This window comes from Shewanella sp. NKUCC01_JLK, assembly GCF_019345615.1.
GTDB classification, from domain to species: Bacteria; Pseudomonadota; Gammaproteobacteria; order Enterobacterales; family Shewanellaceae; genus Shewanella; species Shewanella oncorhynchi.
The window spans coordinates 193,287-210,602 of the sequence record NZ_JAHKRD010000003.1 but is presented as its reverse complement, the minus strand read 5'-3'; the positions used below and the strand labels follow the sequence as shown (position 1 = coordinate 210,602).

Annotated in this window: 19 protein-coding genes; all 19 read right to left on the bottom strand. The window is 44.5% G+C overall.

Translation table 11 applies throughout. The features are described 5' to 3' along the window. Positions 1-9: 9 nt before the first annotated feature. Positions 10-807, bottom strand: coding sequence for a flagellar biosynthetic protein FliR (gene fliR / locus KO537_RS04935; protein WP_028761179.1), 798 nt, complete (start codon positions 805-807; stop codon positions 10-12). Positions 808-811: 4 nt separating this feature from the next. Further along, the gene (fliQ, locus tag KO537_RS04930; RefSeq protein ID WP_012587225.1) at positions 812-1,081 is read right to left on the bottom strand and encodes a flagellar biosynthesis protein FliQ; all 270 of its coding nucleotides are present in this window, start codon (positions 1,079-1,081) and stop codon (positions 812-814) included. Positions 1,082-1,099: 18 nt separating this feature from the next. Then, on the bottom strand, positions 1,100-1,846 hold the full coding sequence (gene fliP / locus KO537_RS04925; RefSeq protein WP_219233965.1) for a flagellar type III secretion system pore protein FliP: 747 nt from the start codon (positions 1,844-1,846) through the stop codon (positions 1,100-1,102). Continuing rightward, positions 1,843-2,271 (bottom strand): flagellar biosynthetic protein FliO, encoded by a 429-nt coding sequence (fliO, locus tag KO537_RS04920; RefSeq protein ID WP_105251944.1) that lies wholly within the window; start codon positions 2,269-2,271, stop codon positions 1,843-1,845. Before fliO ends, fliP begins: the two co-directional genes overlap by 4 nt. A 30-nt stretch (positions 2,272-2,301) precedes the next feature. Further along, a complete protein-coding gene (gene fliN, locus KO537_RS04915; protein ID WP_028761182.1) occupies positions 2,302-2,682 on the bottom strand; it encodes a flagellar motor switch protein FliN in 381 nt (126 codons plus the stop codon). Positions 2,683-2,693: 11 nt separating this feature from the next. Next, positions 2,694-3,722: a flagellar motor switch protein FliM gene (gene fliM, locus KO537_RS04910; protein WP_105251943.1), complete on the bottom strand. Its 1,029-nt coding sequence runs from the start codon at positions 3,720-3,722 to the stop codon at positions 2,694-2,696. Positions 3,723-3,761: 39 nt separating this feature from the next. Then, entirely contained in the window at positions 3,762-4,289 is a 528-nt protein-coding gene (gene fliL / locus KO537_RS04905) for a flagellar basal body-associated protein FliL (protein WP_219233964.1), read from the bottom strand. An 84-nt stretch (positions 4,290-4,373) separates the two neighbouring features. After that, positions 4,374-5,969, bottom strand: coding sequence for a flagellar hook-length control protein FliK (locus KO537_RS04900; RefSeq protein ID WP_219233963.1), 1,596 nt, complete (start codon positions 5,967-5,969; stop codon positions 4,374-4,376). Between the two features lie 241 nt (positions 5,970-6,210). Beyond that, positions 6,211-6,657: a flagellar export protein FliJ gene (gene fliJ / locus KO537_RS04895; RefSeq protein WP_168824461.1), complete on the bottom strand. Its 447-nt coding sequence runs from the start codon at positions 6,655-6,657 to the stop codon at positions 6,211-6,213. Between the two features lie 29 nt (positions 6,658-6,686). Continuing rightward, positions 6,687-8,024, bottom strand: a complete 1,338-nt coding sequence (fliI, locus tag KO537_RS04890; protein ID WP_028761187.1) for a flagellar protein export ATPase FliI — start codon at positions 8,022-8,024, stop codon at positions 6,687-6,689. Then, a complete protein-coding gene (fliH, locus tag KO537_RS04885) occupies positions 7,993-8,988 on the bottom strand; it encodes a flagellar assembly protein FliH (protein WP_219233962.1) in 996 nt (331 codons plus the stop codon). Before fliH ends, fliI begins: the two co-directional genes overlap by 32 nt. Beyond that, complete coding sequence (gene fliG / locus KO537_RS04880; protein WP_219233961.1) at positions 8,975-10,027, bottom strand: flagellar motor switch protein FliG; 1,053 nt, start codon at positions 10,025-10,027, stop codon at positions 8,975-8,977. The genes fliH and fliG overlap by 14 nt, the downstream gene beginning before the upstream one ends. Beyond that, positions 10,020-11,708, bottom strand: coding sequence for a flagellar basal-body MS-ring/collar protein FliF (gene fliF, locus KO537_RS04875; protein WP_028761190.1), 1,689 nt, complete (start codon positions 11,706-11,708; stop codon positions 10,020-10,022). Before fliF ends, fliG begins: the two co-directional genes overlap by 8 nt. 45 nt (positions 11,709-11,753) lie before the next feature. Beyond that, positions 11,754-12,089 carry a flagellar hook-basal body complex protein FliE gene (gene fliE, locus KO537_RS04870; protein ID WP_028761191.1) on the bottom strand — a complete coding sequence of 112 codons (336 nt, stop codon included), beginning with the start codon at positions 12,087-12,089 and terminating at the stop codon, positions 11,754-11,756. Positions 12,090-12,320: 231 nt separating this feature from the next. Continuing rightward, positions 12,321-13,664, bottom strand: a complete 1,344-nt coding sequence (locus KO537_RS04865; protein WP_219233960.1) for a sigma-54 dependent transcriptional regulator — start codon at positions 13,662-13,664, stop codon at positions 12,321-12,323. Beyond that, on the bottom strand, positions 13,657-14,739 hold the full coding sequence (locus KO537_RS04860) for a PAS domain-containing sensor histidine kinase (protein ID WP_105251937.1): 1,083 nt from the start codon (positions 14,737-14,739) through the stop codon (positions 13,657-13,659). The genes KO537_RS04865 and KO537_RS04860 overlap by 8 nt, the downstream gene beginning before the upstream one ends. Positions 14,740-14,848: 109 nt before the next feature. Further along, positions 14,849-16,282: a sigma-54 dependent transcriptional regulator gene (locus KO537_RS04855; RefSeq protein WP_105251936.1), complete on the bottom strand. Its 1,434-nt coding sequence runs from the start codon at positions 16,280-16,282 to the stop codon at positions 14,849-14,851. Positions 16,283-16,569: 287 nt separating this feature from the next. After that, positions 16,570-16,980, bottom strand: coding sequence for a flagellar export chaperone FliS (gene fliS, locus KO537_RS04850; protein WP_028761195.1), 411 nt, complete (start codon positions 16,978-16,980; stop codon positions 16,570-16,572). 6 nt (positions 16,981-16,986) lie between these two features. Then, a complete protein-coding gene (locus KO537_RS04845; RefSeq protein ID WP_028761196.1) occupies positions 16,987-17,307 on the bottom strand; it encodes a hypothetical protein in 321 nt (106 codons plus the stop codon). Positions 17,308-17,316 lie beyond the last annotated feature (9 nt).

The following is a 17,316-nucleotide window of genomic DNA, read 5'->3' as shown; positions in this document are numbered from 1 at the left end:
CTAATCCCATCATATCAAGCCATCAGCGTTACATTGGAGCGCTAACATATCGCAAAGCAGCACTTGAGCCGTCGACCATACTTCATCGAAGTGTGCCATTACCGGTGTTAGGGTTAACCACAGAATAAACAGTCCACCAATCATAGTGATCGGAAAACCAATAGAGAAAATATTCAATTGTGGCGCGGCGCGGGTCATAACCCCGAAGGACAAGTTGACTAATAACAAGGCGATAATCGCAGATATCGACATAGTGAGTGCCGCACCAAACATATACGACCCCCAATCAGCCAGCGATCGATAACTTGTCAGTGTTAAGCCTTGATTAGAAATCGGCAAAGTTTCAAAGCTTGCCACTAGCATACGGATCATCAAAAGATGGCCGTCCACTGCTAAGAAAATCAATGTCGCCAATAAAAGAAAAAAGTTACCAATAACGGGTGTTTGTTGGCCAGAACCAGGGTCAACCATAGAGGCAAAGCCTAAACTGGTCTGCATACCAATGATCTGTCCAGTGAGCACAAAGACTTGCATCACCATTTGAGTCACAAACCCCATGGCAACACCGATAATAATTTGCTGCGCCGTGATGAATACTGCGCTTAACGAAAATAAATCCACATTTTGAGTTGGAGGAAGAACGGGTGCTATCGCAAAGGTAATTGCCATCGCCAATAATAAGCGAACTCGTGTTGGTGTCGTTGCCGCCCCAAATACTACCATGACCATCAACATGCTCGCGACGCGAAACAATGGCCAAATATAAGCGGCAATGGTTTGCATTAAGGTATCGAGCAGCAGCTCCATCGCGTTAGCCTATCACTTGAGGAATGCGATTCACCATCTCGATGAAAAAGTCCATCAGGGTTTCAACTAACCAATGTCCCATAAACATTAGGCCAAAAAGTGTCACTAACAAACGCGGAAGGAAACTTAAGGTCTGCTCGTTAATAGAAGTCGCCGCTTGAAACACAGCAACGATTAACCCAATTCCCAGCCCAGGCAACACAATAGCAGACACCATCATAACGATAACAGCGAGAGCTTCACGAAAAATATCAATTAGCGCCTCAGGACTCATGTGTTTACTCTCCCTTGGCTATCCGAAACTATTCGCTAATGTCCCGAGGACTAAGCTCCAACCATCTACGAGCACAAACAACATGATCTTAAACGGCAGCGACACTATCATGGGAGATAACATCATCATACCCATAGCCATCAAGATACTCGCCACCACTAAATCGAGTACTAAAAAAGGCACAAATAGCATAAAGCCAATCTGAAATGCGGTTTTTAACTCACTGGTAATGAAAGCGGGCACTAACACACTCATAGGTGCTTCTTCGGGAGACTTAATATCCTTATAGCCAGAAATCTCAATAAAGGTCTTTAAATCCGTCGTTCTTACTTGGCTCAACATAAAGCCTCTCAGCGGCTCTTTCCCTTTATCAAACGCTTGCTGCAAGGTTAATTGCTCATCGATATAAGGCTTCACCCCTTCATCATAAATCCGATCGAATACCGGTGCCATGATAAAAAAAGTCATGAACAAACTCATGCCAATTAAGACTTGATTAGATGGAGTCTGTTGTAATCCAATGGCTTGGCGTAATATCGACAGGACAATGATAATCCGCGTGAAAGAGGTCAACATGATGAGCATCGCAGGTAAAAAACTCAGCGATGTCATCAGCAGTAAAATCTGCATTGTGACCGAATATTCCGTTGAGCCGTCTGGCGCCGTTGTTACTGTTACAGCAGGTAAGACACCATCTGCGGCCCATGCTGACGTCATCAATAACAGCATAACTAACCCAACTAACGCGAGGATACGTGTTGTCATTGTTTTAATTTCGCCTGACGTAATCGACTCGCAAACGAATCAGCTTCTAGATGGATAGGTTCAGCTAACTTATCAATCAAACTCACCTGCTGCGAGCTAACCCCAAGTAAATATTGTTGTTCTCCCACCTGAACCAAGACTAAACGCTCTTTTTGACCGAGGGAAGTCACAGCAATAGTCTTTAGCACGCCATTGGTCGTGGGGACTAAATTAAACCTTCTCAGTAAATAAGCTAACGCGAAAATTAATAATAAAACCAGAATCAAGCCGCCTAACATACTTGCTAAGGTTGCAACTTGAGAAGGTTCTGCCATTTTTGTAGCAGCAGGCGCTATTGAAGCAATATTCGCTGCGCCTTCCCCACCGAGGCTATCGGCGCTCGCTTGAACCGCTACCACTAAACTCTGTATTACCGATGTGCTCATTTAAAGTTCCAACGACTTTTACATCTCGTATTATTTAAGCTTTTTAATTCGCTCAGTTTGACTGATCACATCCGTTAAGCGAATACCGAATTTATCGTTTACCACCACCACTTCACCGTGAGCGATAAGCGTGCCATTGACCATCACATCTAACGGTTCACCTGCAACTCTATCTAACTCAACCACAGAACCTTGGTTAAGTTGTAATAAGTTTCGAATACTAATATAGCTACGGCCCACTTCCATCGAAATGGTGACAGGAATATCTAAAATTGTATCTAACTTAGCCGCTTCAGCCTTAGAAATAGGTCTTGAATCATCAACCAGCTCATCGAGTTCAATTGCGTTGGCTTCTTCTAACGCTTGTTCTGCCATTGCTGCAGCCCAATCATCCGTATCGTCTGTGCTCATCTTACTTCACCTTATAATTCTGATATATCACGAGATTTACCCTTACGCGTCACCAATTGCAGCTCAGATTTAACTGTCTCTGGCCGAGGGATTTTCTCACATATTTTAAGCGCTAGGTTATCTCTAGAACGGCCCATTTTACAACGATATGTCGGTAAATCCTCGATTTTCATCATGATAAACTCGGGTAACTCAATCGGAATAATATCGCCCGCTTTAAAATTCATGACCTCTTTGAGCGTTAATTCATGTTCAACAATATTGGCATCGAACCCGACCTTCACATCCATGATTTCATCGTGCAATGCCTGTGACCAACGCATATCAGTATCTTGCTTGTCACTTTGCACACCCGCATCGAGTAACTCTCGGATAGGTTCAATCATGGAGTAAGGCATAGTGATATGAAAATCACCACCGCCTCCATCGACTTCAATATGGAATGAATTAATCACCACAACTTCGGTAGGACTAACAATGTTCGCCATGGCGGGATTGACTTCAGAGTCCAAATAATCAAACTCAACATCCATTACGGGCGCCCAAGCATCTTTATAATCTTCAAATATAATCTTAAGCAGTAACTGTACGATTCGTCTTTCTGTCGGCGTAAATTCTCGCCCTTCAATCTTGGCATGGAAACGCCCATCGCCACCAAAGAAGTTATCCACTAGGATAAATACCAGTCGCGCTTCCATGGTGATCAATGCAGTGCCTTTGAGCGGGCTAAAACGCACCATATTCAAGCTAGTTGGAACAAAAAGCGTATGTACGTACTCACCAAACTTGAGCATCTGTACACCGTTGATCGACACTTCGGCCGCTCGGCGCATCATATTAAACATACTAATGCGCAAATGGCGCGCAAAACGCTCATTCACGATTTCCAGCGTCGGCATACGCCCACGAACTATTCGATCTTGGGAAGAGAAATCGTAGGAACGGGCATCTTCTCCAACAGCGTCAATTTCGTCATCATCGACGTCATCAACCCCGTGCAATAGCGCATCAATTTCGTCTTGGCTTAATAAATCACTCACTATATTGCCTTCGCCTCTTTTGGTGCTGAAGTTAAAGGATTATTGCATTACAAAACCGGTAAATAGTACTTTCTCGACAACCTTACGCCCAGTTACTGACTGTAGAGTATTTTGCACACTCAAAAGTGCTAACTGCCGTAACTCATCTTTCCCCGCTTGCGTGCTGAGCTTTTGCACATCTGCACCACTAAAGGTCGTTAAAAGCGCATCTTCAATCAGCGGAATATGTTTTTGTGTTAGCACATCATCATCGGTACCACGCACCATAAGCTGCACTTTAATCTCAACTAAACGAGCCCTATCAGGCCCAGGTAAGTTGAATAAGAAAGGACGCGGCATAGGCACGTATGATGCGGTAGCCACTGCTCCTGATGCTGGGACTTCAGCCTGAACAGCACTATCTGCTGCTACGGCGGGAACCTCTTCGGTACTGCTTCCCATAAAGAACCAGACGCCGCCACCGATTAACAGCGCGACTAAAACGCCTACACCAGCAAAAATAAATAGTTTCTTCTTACTCTTAGGCTCTTCAGTACTTTCAAGTTCTAACGATTCTTCCTTAGCCATCACTATTCTCTTTAATTTAGGCGGAAACTCATTACAGTTTTATTTGAAACGTAATTATGTCAGTCATTGCTATAGGTTACCTGCTTAAGCGTAATAATCTATACCTGAAGTTACACTAATCGCTTGATTTAAACCTAAATGTAACTCTTCTGCCGAGATTTCATCCATATCAGCCGCATTTGAACTGCCGCCATCACCGAAACTACCTTCACGACGCTCACCTTGATCGCCTTGAGAAACATGGCTGTCAGCCAACTGCATCCCTTGCTCTTGCAATAACTCACGTAATCTTGGCATAGCTTGTTCAACCAGATCGCGCGTTTGCGGCTGAGTAACATGGAACTGTACTTGGGTTTGGTCCCCATGTACTTGGATCTTTACCAACATATGCCCAAGCTCAGGGGGATCGAGCCGGATTTCCGCATGTTGGATGCCTTGACTCACCATAGTAATCAATTGCTGCTTCATCACAGGTGAAAATCGTTGGATCATCTCCTGCATTTGGTTTTGCTGCTCTACGCCTTGACGCAATGACAGCTGAACTTGCATGGTTTCTTGGCGATTTAATTGTGACATCGAGAGTGTCTGTATGGATGATGTCGACTTAAGTTCTGAGAAAGTATTACTATCATCCATAAAACTTTCGTCTCTGGGAATATCCATTGCAACCGTCAATTTAGCATCTTTCAGTAATAGGTTAGCAGCCAAATCGGAATTGGGACTCCCATCAAGATCACTTTCTGTTACAGATGTTGTCTCTAATGGTTCAGATGAAATTGAAGAGCCTAAGGTATTCAGGTCGAAAGTATTTCCCGAGGTCGCGATATTACCCGTATTGGGACTATTCACTGTCGAGCTGCTAGTCGTTGCTTTTGCCGCAGTGTTGGTTGCCGACTTTATCGTTGCACTGTTCGCTAAGCCCGCTTGATTAATCACAGCATTAAATGTGACCTCATTCTCAACTAAAGACTCATCTATACTCACCACGACTTCAGTGGCAGAGACAAGCTCAGTGTCTTCTAAAGGTAATTCTGAAGCGTCATCGGTCAAATTTGGATCAATCACAGCATCACTATCCGCTGACGCTTCAAGTATATTTGGGTCTATGGGAAGAATATGTACGAGTGACTTATCAGTCAAAGAAGATGGTTTCACATCATCTGCGATTGAAATTGCTGCCATATCTGGGCTAGTAGAAACTAACTTTTGTAATTCAGCAGAAAAACCCGCTTCATCGGCATCTATATCTGATGCCAGTTCAATCTCAGCAGAAACAGTAGATGCCAATGCTGAGCCGGTTAATAAAGCTGATGAAGTATCAATATTTTCTTCACCAGTTATATCTTCTTCAGCATTTAAAAATGCTAGCGGCAAACTATCTCCATCTGATGCCGTTTTCTTCATATCATTTGCCATGCTAATTTGGGCAAAAATGAGATTTACGTCGGCGTCATCAGTTGATATATCGTCATCTTTTACTTTATCAGCAGAGGTAACCTGCACAGTATCATCAGTGTTAGCAATGGTTTTTTTAGACGCAGAAATAGAAAATGAGCTAGCGGTGACTGACGCAAGTGTAGATGAAAAGTCTTCATTATTAGACTCTTGGGAAGATGTCTTAGCGGAATTGGCCGCAGAGTTACCTGTTTTACTTAACAGGATATTGGTCATTTGTTGCATAAGTGCTCCCAAACATCACCCAGCAAAAAAAGAAATGGCTAGGTAGAAACGTCAATTAAACACTGCGGTTGCAGGGTCATGGACTAAATCAAAGCAAATAAGATGCCAAAACATCAGATTTTACGACAGCATATCGAAAAGAATTAACACTGAGAGGTGCCGAATTGATGCTTATGCCATCAATACAAAAAAACTAAAGAGCCTATCCGGCTAGCGAGCAGTAAAGATGCCTATCATTTCACTAACGTTGATGACGGCGATAAAATTGCTGGGAAGCAAATTCATCGGTCATTTTTTGCTCCCTTTTTTGTTCAGCCACTTGACGCTTCTTCTCTTTACTGGCTAAGAGTAATTCTACTGCCTTACGTTTTTTTTGCTTTTCCAACCAATGTTGTTGTCGATATTCTTTTTGCTTTTCACCGTCGGCTACGACGCGATTTTGCTGGATAATTGCGTCATCGATCTGACGAATAAAACGGTGAAACTGGTGATAGTGACTAGCACTGATGGCTTGACCTTGCTGGGATTGCATTTGCTTCATGTATTCTAAGCGATAGTTATTCAGAGCACTGAGTTGATTCAACCGTTTTTGACACTCTAATTGCGCAGATTTTAACAATAACGCCGCTTGTTCTTCGGCATCATTGGCAAGCTTTAACACTAACAACAAGGGATCGGCGTTAGCCATACTAGACCTCGATTAATTCGATGACGCCATTATTTGCACTGTGCAGCAAGTTGCCCAAGCATGACTTGGCTATCGGCAAAGCTAAATGCATCACGCATGGTTTGTCGTAAAAAAGCATTCATTGCTGGCTGCAGTCGTATCGCATTATCAATGCGAGGATCGCTTCCTTGGGCATAGGCCCCAATAGAAATCAAATCTCGATTTTGCTGATACAAAGAATAGGTTTGTTTCACGCGGCGCATCGCCTCCAAATGTTCATTGGAGATCACCATAGGCGCGACTCGGCTAATAGAAGCTTCAATATCAATCGCAGGATAGTGCCCCGAATCCGCAAGCGAACGTGACAAGACAATGTGGCCATCGAGGATCGCCCGCGAAGCATCGGCAATGGGATCCTGTTGATCGTCCCCTTCCGTCAACACAGTATAAAATGCCGTAATTGAACCTTGCCCTGGGCCACCGTTTCCGGCGCGCTCAACTAAACGTGGCAATTTTGCAAACACAGAAGGCGGATAACCTTTAGTCGCAGGCGGTTCACCCACAGCCAAAGCAATTTCCCGCTGTGCTTGGGCATAGCGCGTTAAACTGTCCATAAGCAATAAAACGTTATAGCCTAAATCGCGGAAATATTCGGCAATACGAGTCGAGGTTTCACAGGCGCGAAGGCGCATCAGAGGCGATGTATCCGCAGGCGCAGCAACAACGACTGAACGCGCTCGACCCTTCTCACCAAGAATTTCCTCAATAAACTCTTTCACTTCCCGGCCACGCTCACCCACTAGCCCAACCACAATAATGTCGGCGGTAGTACCGCGAGTCATCATACCTAAGAGCACACTCTTACCGACACCTGAGCCCGCAAACAAGCCCATACGTTGGCCTTTGCCCACGGTCAGCATAGCGTTGATAGCGCGAACGCCAACGTCCAGCGGTTCAGTAATAGCACGGCGGGATAAGGGATTAATGGCAGCGCTATGTCTTGGCGCTTGTTGGTCGGTCTGCAAAGCGCCTAAACCATCTAAAGGCACACCGTTACCATCGAGTACGCGTCCTAGCAGGGATAAACCAACATTGAGTCCAGTTTGTTCCCCTAAAGGCACAACCCGCGCACCGGGTAATACCCCACGTAATTCTTCGATAGGCATTAAATAAAGGAGTTCGCCATCAAAGCCTACAACTTCGGCGATTAACTCGCCCGCCATGGTTTCGATCGAACATAAACTGCCCACAGGCGCACGGCAACCGCTTGCTTCTAAGGTTAAGCCGACAACACGCACCAGTTGACCACTGGCCACAGCGCGAAATGGCGGCACCTTACCCTGATGATGATTAAGCCTATTCAGCAGTTGATGTTGGCGATTTTGCATCTGATTCTGCCTCTAATTGCTCACCTGTGTTTGAGGCAAATTGTATATCCTCAGCATGTTGAGAAACCGTATCGACAACCTGATCATCAAGCTCTGATCCCACAGCCTCAGAAGCAGCAATGTGTTTTGCGGTATCTTCAACCTCTATCGCCTCTTGCAGTTGACGCTGCTTGTCACTTAAGTGAGCATGTTGGTTCCGTAAGGACTCAAATACAGCATCGATACGCGATGCGAGGGTCAAATCCACTAAAGAACGATGACTACTGAGAATACAGTCACCTGGACTTAAGGAAGGGTCAACTTCAAGTTCCCACTTACTGCGGGTCAATTGAGCGCTGGAATAAAGTTGTTCGACTAAAATAACATCGTCAGGATGCAAGCGGATTGTGACCGTTTGTTCTTTTATCGGCAGCGATTCTATACCTAAGCGCAATGCCGAAAGCACTTGTTCTGGATGAGTTTTTAATTCGTGGCCAATGACAGATTTCGCTAATGTCATACTCAGGTTTAGTAGCGAGAGTTCAATATCGCCATCGAGCAATTGCAATGGTTTTTCAAATTGGGCTAATAAGGTTTCAAAACGCGAGAGCAATATTTTTGCTTGGGCTAAACCGGTTTCTAATCCTTGCTCATGCCCTTGGGAGAACCCTTCAGTATGGCCCTGCTCTAACCCTTCTAAACGCCCTTTTTCTAGCCCTTGCTCATACCCTTGCTGCTTACCTTCGCTAAAGCCTTCTTCTTCGGCTTGGGCGCGAATGTCTTCAATCTCAGCCATAGTCGGTGGAGAAACACTTTCCACTGTAGTCGACTTAGCGGCTTGATGATTTGAATGGCCGAACAGATTTGAGATAGAGTCATCATCGGCTTCAGTCACATCTGGCAGCGCCCAGTGACTAAATTCGACATCTCCTTCGCTCAAGACCTTATTCAACAATTTATTGTCGCTCGGATTAGAGGAACTCATCGCCACCACCGCCGCCTAACATGATTTCGCCGCTGTCACTTAAGCGACGAGCAATAGACAGGATTTCTTTTTGGGCGACTTCCACTTCACTGATACGGATTGGGCCCATGGCTTCAAGGTCATCACGCAACAATTCAGCGGCACGTTTTGACATGTTACCCAAGATTTTTTCTTTCAGCTGCTCATCTGTGCCTTTGAGCGCCTTCATCAGTACATCTTGCTGCACTTCACGCAACAGGGCTTGAATACCGCGGTCATCGACATCGATTAAGTTTTCAAATACAAACATCAAATCTTGGATTTGCTGCGCCATTTCTTCATCAGACTCGCGCATGGTTTCCATCAACTGACTTTCGATACCCGTATCTAAGTAGTTCATTATGTTGGCGGCCGCTTTTAAGCCACCCATTTTTGCGGCCTGGGCGCCACCTTGACCAGCAAACTGTTTCTCCATGATGTCGTTCAACTCTTGCAGTGCTGCAGGCTGCACTTCTTCAAGATTTGCAATACGCATCATCAAGTCTAAGCGGGTATTCTCAGGGAATTGACCAAAAATTTCCGCCGCTTGATCGGGTTCTAGATAAGACAAAACAATGGTTTGGATCTGTGGATGTTCGTTTTGAATAATGGTCGCCACTTGGCGCGCATCCATCCACTTCAACGAGTCCAAACCTTTAGCGCCACTGCCCATGATAATCTGTTCAATCAGATTACCCGCTTTATCTTCACCCAGCGCGGCGGTTAAGGCTTTACGGACGAACTCTTCGCTGTTGAAACCAATTGAAGAATACTTTTGAATATCATCAAGAAACAGCTTATGTACCCCGATAACTTTTTCCTGACCAAACTCATCCATTGCCGCCATGGCCATACCCACTTTTTGCACTTGCTTCGGCTCTAAGTGTTTTAAAATGGATGCAGCATCAGCCTCACTCAAACTGAGGAGTAAAATAGCGGTCTTTTCAACGCCACTAATATCTTTGATATTAAAGGCAGGTGCGGCCGCAGGAGCCACTTCTTTCGTTTTATTCTCAGCCATTGTCTTGTAACCAGTTTTTCACGACTTGAGTAGAGAGCTCAGGCTCATTCGCCACGAGCGCACGGATAGCTTTAATCATATCATCATCTTTGTGAAGATTAGGGATATGAATTGAGCCATCGTCAGCATAACTGTATTCCGCCTCTTGAGTATTGAGCATCCCTAGCGTATCAGCCGCATATTGGTCCTCAATTTCGGCTAATTCATTACCTAATCTGCCATCCTCAGGCATATTCACACTGTCAGGATAGATCAAGCGTTTCAGCATAGGACGTACCACAGCTAGAATCAGCACCAAAATCACTAGCGCACCAATCCCAAGCTTAATCGCACGCCAAAACCAAGGTTGCTCCCAAAGTTCAGGTGCGGGTAAATCTTCAACCAATTGATCCATAAAGGGAACAGTTACCACTTCCAGCACATCACCCCGTTGTGAGCTAAAACCAACCGCGCCTTCAAGCAAACGACGGATATTGGTCAGTTCTTGTTCGGTACGGGCAACACGGGCTACTTGACCATTTTCTCCAGCGGCACCAGGTTTAAAGTCCACCGCGACTGACACACTAATGCGGCGCACTGCACCAACTTGCTGGCGGGTATGGCTAATGGTGGTATCTAATTCAAAGTTACGGGTCGCTTCGCGGTGCGAATTACCTGCTGCAGCCGTTGCTGACTCTGCCGCTTTTGTTGCATCTTCTGGAATATTAGACTCCATTGGCGGTTGATTGGATAACGCGCCAGGGATCCCACCAGAAGAGCCGCCAGTGGTGTTATTTTCAACTGTCATTTCACTGCGCAGTGCCGGTAAATCAGGGTTAAAACGCTTTGATGTTTGCTCAACAGCAGTAAAATCCATACTGACGTCGACTTGAGAGGTAAAATTATCAGGACCTAAAATTGGCACCAGAATCGATTCAATCTTAGTGCGATATTCAGCTTCTTTTTGCTGTACTAATTCAAGTTCACGGCGAGCCGTCGCAGACGCGCCATCTTGACTGCCAGAGTTCAATAAACGGCCGTTAGAGTCAGTTACCGTCACCCTTGATGGTTCTAAACCTTGTACTGCAGAAGCAACAATATCGACGATAGCATCGACTTCACCTTGGCCTAAGCCACCGCGACGGGTATTGATCACCACAGTTGCACTCGGTTTAGAGGCATTGCGGGCGAAGACGTTTTCTTTAGGTAACGCAAGAATGACTTTGGCACGGCTGACACTTTGTAGTTGCTCAATCGCACGGGCGAGGTTTTCTTCTTGACTATGCTTAAGACGAGCCTGTTCCATGCGTTGGCTGACACCAAAGCCACTGTCTTTATTCAAAAAATCTTGGTTGGCTGCAGGACTGTCGATACCAGCACGGCTCAACATCATTTTGACTTCTTGATATTTATCTTCAGGAACTTTAATAACGTCCACGTCGATTTGGTACTTAACTTTATTTTTATCAAGTACATCTAGCACTTGAACCATTTCCTGAGTTTCCATTTTACCCAATGGACGATACTCTGGCTCCTGCGCCCACAGCATGACAAAGACCGCCAAGGCTAAACAAATCGCTAAGGCTAAAATCATAGTTACTTGGCGCATCATATCGACACCGCCAAGATTTCCCATCATTCCTGACTTATGTTCTTGCTGGACACCTTGGTCAGCTAAACCGGAATTGGATCCGACAATCATTTCTGTACTCACGATTCGTACCTGCTAATTGGGTTATTCACTGGCCTAGACAGGCATGCTCATTATTTCTTTGTATGCTTCGACAAGCTTATTACGCACTTGCACTGTCGCCTCGAAAGCGACACTCGCTTTCTCACGGGCAATCACAGTGTCCGATAAAGAAACGGTAGTATCACCCATCTCTAAACGTGTCGCGAGGTTTGACGATGCAGACTGTAAGCCGCTGACATTGCCGACGGCTTGCGATAGCAACTGACCGAAGTCTGCACCACTGGTGTTATTCACTTGCTGCATGATATTTGGCTGAACGCCAAACGACGGCGTTATTTCGCCTTGGAGTTTCTGCATTTCCTGCAGGAATGAATTTGCGCCTATTTGCATGCTGAGCTCCCAGTCGTCGAATTCTTGACGATCAAAATACCGATAACGGGACAATGCAAAATAACGGCCAAGTTTTCAAATGGTCGTGATTGATAATAAATTGACGGGATAAGAAGATGTCAACATCTAAGGATTTTGGATGAAATGAGCCACTTTTACGGTTGTGTATTTTAATAAATACAGCCTCACACTCACTGTGGAGGCTGCGAGATGATAACTTGAATTTATAGACTAATTTGGCAGTTGGATCCCCATATCACGCATCCTTGCCATCTTGTATCTTAGGGTTCGTGCGCTAATTCCTAGCTTTTCGGCGACTAACTTACGACTTCCTTGGCATTGATTAAGGGTCTCTAAAATAATCACATGTTCTTGAGCTTTGAGCTCTTCACCTAAACCGTCTGGCTCAGAAGAAAATGGGTCTAGATCTTCACCGCTTAAAATCACATCCTGCGCATCGATAATAATGTCATTGGCAGTGATCAATTGACCGGCTCTTAATATCAAAGCACGCTGGATCACATTGTCGAGTTCACGTACGTTCCCTGGCCAGCGATGACTCAATAAACGTCGACGCGCATTCTCATCCAACTCAGGCACATCGGCAACATTCAATGCCTTAGCATGTTTAGCCAGTAAATGACGCGCAAGAGGTAAAATATCTGCAGGACGTTGACTTAACGCAGGCCAAGCTAAAGGAAATACGTTAATTCGATAGTAGAGATCTTCCCTAAATCCGCCAGCTGCGACCACTGTCTTTAAATCACGATTAGATGTGGCAAGCACGCGCACATCCAATTTAATGGTTTTACGGCCACCTAAACGCTCAACTTCACGCTCTTGCAAAACCCGCAACAACTTAGCTTGTAAGCCTAAATCCATCTCAGAGATTTCATCGAGCAGCAAAGTGCCACCTTGAGCCTGCTCAAATTTCCCCGGACACGCTTGATAAGCCCCCGTAAATGCACCCTTTTCATAACCAAAAAGGGTGGCTTCGAGCATGTTCTCAGGAATAGCGGCACAGTTAATGGCCACAAAGGCTTGATTAGCACGGCTACTGTGTTGATGAATATAACGGGCCAAAACCTCTTTACCCGAACCGCTAGGACCTAAGATCATGACGGAGGCATCAGAAGCGGCAACCCGTTGAGCCAGTGCTAATAAGGCTAAACTTTTTTCATCAGCGACGACGGGCTGATCCACATTTTGTTTTAATGGCAAATAGCGTGAGACTTGATTGAGTAACACTTCTGGTGCAAAAGGTTTGGCTAAATAATCAACAGCGCCTAATTTTATAGCGTTCACCGCGCTACCAATAGTCGCGTAGGCCGTCATCAACAGCACTGGCAACTTAGGATGATGCTGCTGCAGGTAGTTCAATAAACCTAAACCACCAATACCTTGCATCTGCACATCGCTAATAACTAAATCAAACTGATGTTGTTTCAAGGCTAAAATAGCGTCTTCACCGGAGGCAACATCAACACACTCATACTGAGCCAGCATTAAAGTATCCAACAAGGCTTCACGTAATGAAGCATCATCCTCAACGAGCAATAACTTTGCTTCAAACATGGGTAATCTCCAAAGGTAATATCACTGCGGATTTAGCCCGTGGGAATACTAAAGACACAGTACAGCCTTTATTCGGTAAACAACTGAGTTGCAGTTGTCCTCCATGATTGCGCACCACAGATTGCACAACGGCTAACCCAAGCCCAGTTCCCTGCGACTTAGTCGTAAAGAAAGGTTCAAATACCTTCTGCTGCATAGTGGCGTCTAAGCCTTTACCATTATCGATGACGTCCAATAATAACCGTTCGCCCTCTTCCTTCGCTTGGATACGAATTTCAGTTGCTCCGGCTTCTATGCTGTTCATGACTAAATTATTAATCGCCGAGCTTAATGCATTGGAATTAGCTAACATCGAGCTGCTTGACGCATCATCAAATAACAAGTCACAGCCTTGCTTTGCCGCTATTGGCTCACAATTTGCCAAAACATTGTCGATAACCTCAGCCAACGAGATTAGATCTCCAAGTTCATCCTGACGGCCTTTCGCCATCAATAGCATGTCGTTAACCTGCCGCTCGAGTTCATTGAGTCTATCAACAAGTTTTTGCTGGAATTTCGCTTTAGCGGCATCGGATAACTTCGGACTAGCAAGATTTGAAGCGTATAACAAAGCGGCAGATAAAGGCGTGCGCACCTGATGAGCCAAAGTTGCTACCATCTTGCCCAGTGCAGATAAACGTTGTAAATGGGAGATATTTTTCTGTAATAACCGAGTTTCAGTCAGATCAGTTAACACAATTAATTGACCAGGCTCTGGCGTCAATGGCGTAATCGCTAATTTAACGCGACGGCCATTACGCAGCGACACTTCGTGGCCATCATCGTCCTGCGGCGCAAAGGCACTGTGGATCACATCAATCCAGCGAACGCCACATAAGGAGCGCTCAAGTAATTCAACTGCTACCGGATTGGCATCCGTGACTATACCGTCGCCATTGATAATCACCACGCCAGATGGCATAGCCTGTAAAATATGCTCCATTCGATTGGACATATTCGCGGCCTCACGCAGTTGGTTCCATTGTTTGCTAGTGTGCTTGAATGACTCAATTTGCGCTAGTGGGTTGGCTGACATAGTCACTCCGTCAAAAAATTGCTTATGACGGGGTGACTGCAGTATCTATGCCAAATTGGAAATTGAACTTTAGAGGTTAAAACAACTTATATAACAATAAAATAGAAAACTAATCTTTTGTCATTCCGTACTTACGCATTTTTTCTACAAGCGTTGTACGGCGTATTCCAAGCATTTCAGCAGCGCGAGCTACGACATTATCTTGTAGCTCTAGCGCCTGACGTATCATGTCTATTTCTAGTTCTGCTAACAAATCCTTAAGGTTCACACCTTCAGGCGGCAGCTCACTAGGGAAACGCGTTTCAGGGATTTCAACCGGCTCTTCATCGCTAAAGATAGAAGCTAAAGCATCACGTTCCTGTTGCTCTTCACTCATCTCTACACAATATTCGGGCACATCGATATGGCGATATTTGACAGGTAAATCGTTAACATCGACCAATCCACCCGGATATAAAATGGTGAGGCGTTCGACTAAATTAGACAGCTCGCGCACGTTGCCCGACCAAGCATGTTCTTTCAGCGACTCTATCGCACGCTGCGTAAAACGCACCTTACCACGGCCTTCGTTATAGACTCGGCTAACTAACTCTTGTAATAGCAAAGGCACATCGTCCTTGCGATCACACAACGCGGGCATTTCAATCGGGAATACGTTTAGGCGGTAATAAAGATCCTCACGGAACTCATTAACGCTGATCATGGTTTCTAAATCTCTATGTGTCGCAGCAACTACGCGTACATCAGCATTAATAGTCTTAGTACCACCAACGCGCTCAAATACCCGCTCTTGCAGCACACGGAGTAATTTAACTTGCATTTGTAGTGGCATGTCTCCTATTTCATCGAGAAATAGTGTACCACCTTCAGCTAATTCAAAACGGCCTTTACGAGAACAGATTGCCCCCGTAAATGACCCCTTTTCATGACCAAATAGCTCACTCTCTAATAACTCAGGCGGTATAGCACCACAGTTAACAGGGATAAATGGACCGTCACGGCGCTCAGACAAATAATGGATATTACGGGCGACCACTTCTTTACCTGTACCTGATTGACCCAGAACAAGCACGGTTGCCTCAGATGTTGCTACTTGATTTATCAAGTGCCTCACATTCGCAATACCATCACTGCGTCCCACTAAGCTTCGGAATAACTTTGTTTGATTCGCACTAGTAGGGACTTGAGGCCGTTTAACTTGACCGAATACTTGGCAAAAGTGTAATAATTCAGTGAGCTGAGGATACGTTAAAGGTTCTTCTATATGTCCAAGAATATTAGACACTTGCAGATCGTCAACATTGCCAAGCAACAGCATAGGTTGCCATGGATGTTGACCTGCGATGTTTTTAAGCCCATCAGCATCCATAACATCAGTTAGGATAACTAAAGCTCGAAAACGGGTATCTTGGAGGCTAGCACTTAATTTTTCGGTGTCAATTTGTACAAATTGCTCACCTAAAAAATCCAAAATGCAACACAGGCGATTTAATCGCTCTGATGGAGGGCCGATAAGTAAAATTCGTTGATCTGTTTGCATCATTCAGTAGGCCGTAAAGCTCTAATATGTATTAATTCGCATTAATTATTTATGATTAGTTGCTGTAAAAGCTTAACAAATTCAATGTAACAATCTGTGCCACCATCACTACTTGTGATGAATATTGTATTATCAGCAGACGAGAAGCAAGCCTCAGATGAGGTTTATGCCAAACTGAATTGATTTTAGTTCATTTACATCATGATTCTAGTCTAAAACGTCAATACTTTGACTTTAAGCCAAAAAAAAGACGCAACCAGTGCGTCTATTTTTAATAACGAAATAAGATATTAACCCGCTTCAGAATGCGCAGAAATATTATGTTTATCTGCAGGAATTGCATCCCAACCTTCTTTGATAGTACGTAAAATATCACATACATCATCAATCGCTTTCACATCATTATTTACGTTAGCTTCAGAAATTCTACGCAACATAAAGTCATATAAATCACTCAAATTTCTGGCTATCTGGCCACCAGCATCCATATCTAGGCTATTGTTTAAACCAGTAATAATCCCAATAGCTTTGCCAATGTACATACCTTTATTAGACAAGTCATTTTGTTCAATCGCAAGACGACTTTGTGCTAAACGTTGCAGTGCCCCCGCAAACATAAGCTGAATAATACGATGTGGTGACGCAACAGTAATTTCACTCTCTAAAGACACCTTACGATACGATTGCAGTGATCCTCTCATAAACACCTACCTGTTTAAATCTATAGTCTCATAAACACTAATCTGGCGCTTATTCTTATTACCTGCATGTAATAATGCTTGCCTATCTGCCATAACAACACTTGCTTTACTTGTGTACTCTTGAGTAAGTTCAAGCTGATGTTGAAGATAATCAACATCTGTCATATTAGCATCAGCCACTAATACATTGAGTAAAATTTGACGCTCTCCAACCAGTACTTGCAAGTTCGACACCAACTCGTCAGATTGAGGCTCTTCAGCAGGAAGCTGAGTCAGTTTATTTAAATTTTCACTCAAAAGGACATTAAGCTCATCGAGTTGTTTCACTTATACTCC

Bases quoted from the DNA above. Each gene is read 5' to 3' on its own strand.
- KO537_RS04855 (WP_105251936.1), bottom strand. From the start codon at position 16,282: ATGATGCAAACAGATCAACGAATTTTACTTATCGGCCCTCCATCAGAG.
- fliS (WP_028761195.1), bottom strand. From the start codon at position 16,980: ATGAGAGGATCACTGCAATCGTATCGTAAGGTGTCTTTAGAGAGTGAA.
- fliR (WP_028761179.1), bottom strand. From the start codon at position 807: ATGGAGCTGCTGCTCGATACCTTAATGCAAACCATTGCCGCTTATATT.
- fliP (WP_219233965.1), bottom strand. From the start codon at position 1,846: ATGACAACACGTATCCTCGCGTTAGTTGGGTTAGTTATGCTGTTATTG.
- fliL (WP_219233964.1), bottom strand. From the start codon at position 4,289: ATGGCTAAGGAAGAATCGTTAGAACTTGAAAGTACTGAAGAGCCTAAG.
- KO537_RS04900 (WP_219233963.1), bottom strand. From the start codon at position 5,969: ATGCAACAAATGACCAATATCCTGTTAAGTAAAACAGGTAACTCTGCG.
- fliF (WP_028761190.1), bottom strand. From the start codon at position 11,708: ATGATTGTCGGATCCAATTCCGGTTTAGCTGACCAAGGTGTCCAGCAA.
- fliO (WP_105251944.1), bottom strand. From the start codon at position 2,271: ATGAGCACATCGGTAATACAGAGTTTAGTGGTAGCGGTTCAAGCGAGC.
- fliE (WP_028761191.1), bottom strand. From the start codon at position 12,089: ATGCAAATAGGCGCAAATTCATTCCTGCAGGAAATGCAGAAACTCCAA.
- KO537_RS04865 (WP_219233960.1), bottom strand. From the start codon at position 13,664: ATGTTTGAAGCAAAGTTATTGCTCGTTGAGGATGATGCTTCATTACGT.
- fliI (WP_028761187.1), bottom strand. From the start codon at position 8,024: ATGCAAAATCGCCAACATCAACTGCTGAATAGGCTTAATCATCATCAG.
- KO537_RS04860 (WP_105251937.1), bottom strand. From the start codon at position 14,739: ATGTCAGCCAACCCACTAGCGCAAATTGAGTCATTCAAGCACACTAGC.
- fliH (WP_219233962.1), bottom strand. From the start codon at position 8,988: ATGAGTTCCTCTAATCCGAGCGACAATAAATTGTTGAATAAGGTCTTG.
- fliJ (WP_168824461.1), bottom strand. From the start codon at position 6,657: ATGGCTAACGCCGATCCCTTGTTGTTAGTGTTAAAGCTTGCCAATGAT.
- fliG (WP_219233961.1), bottom strand. From the start codon at position 10,027: ATGGCTGAGAATAAAACGAAAGAAGTGGCTCCTGCGGCCGCACCTGCC.
- fliQ (WP_012587225.1), bottom strand. From the start codon at position 1,081: ATGAGTCCTGAGGCGCTAATTGATATTTTTCGTGAAGCTCTCGCTGTT.
- fliN (WP_028761182.1), bottom strand. From the start codon at position 2,682: ATGAGCACAGACGATACGGATGATTGGGCTGCAGCAATGGCAGAACAA.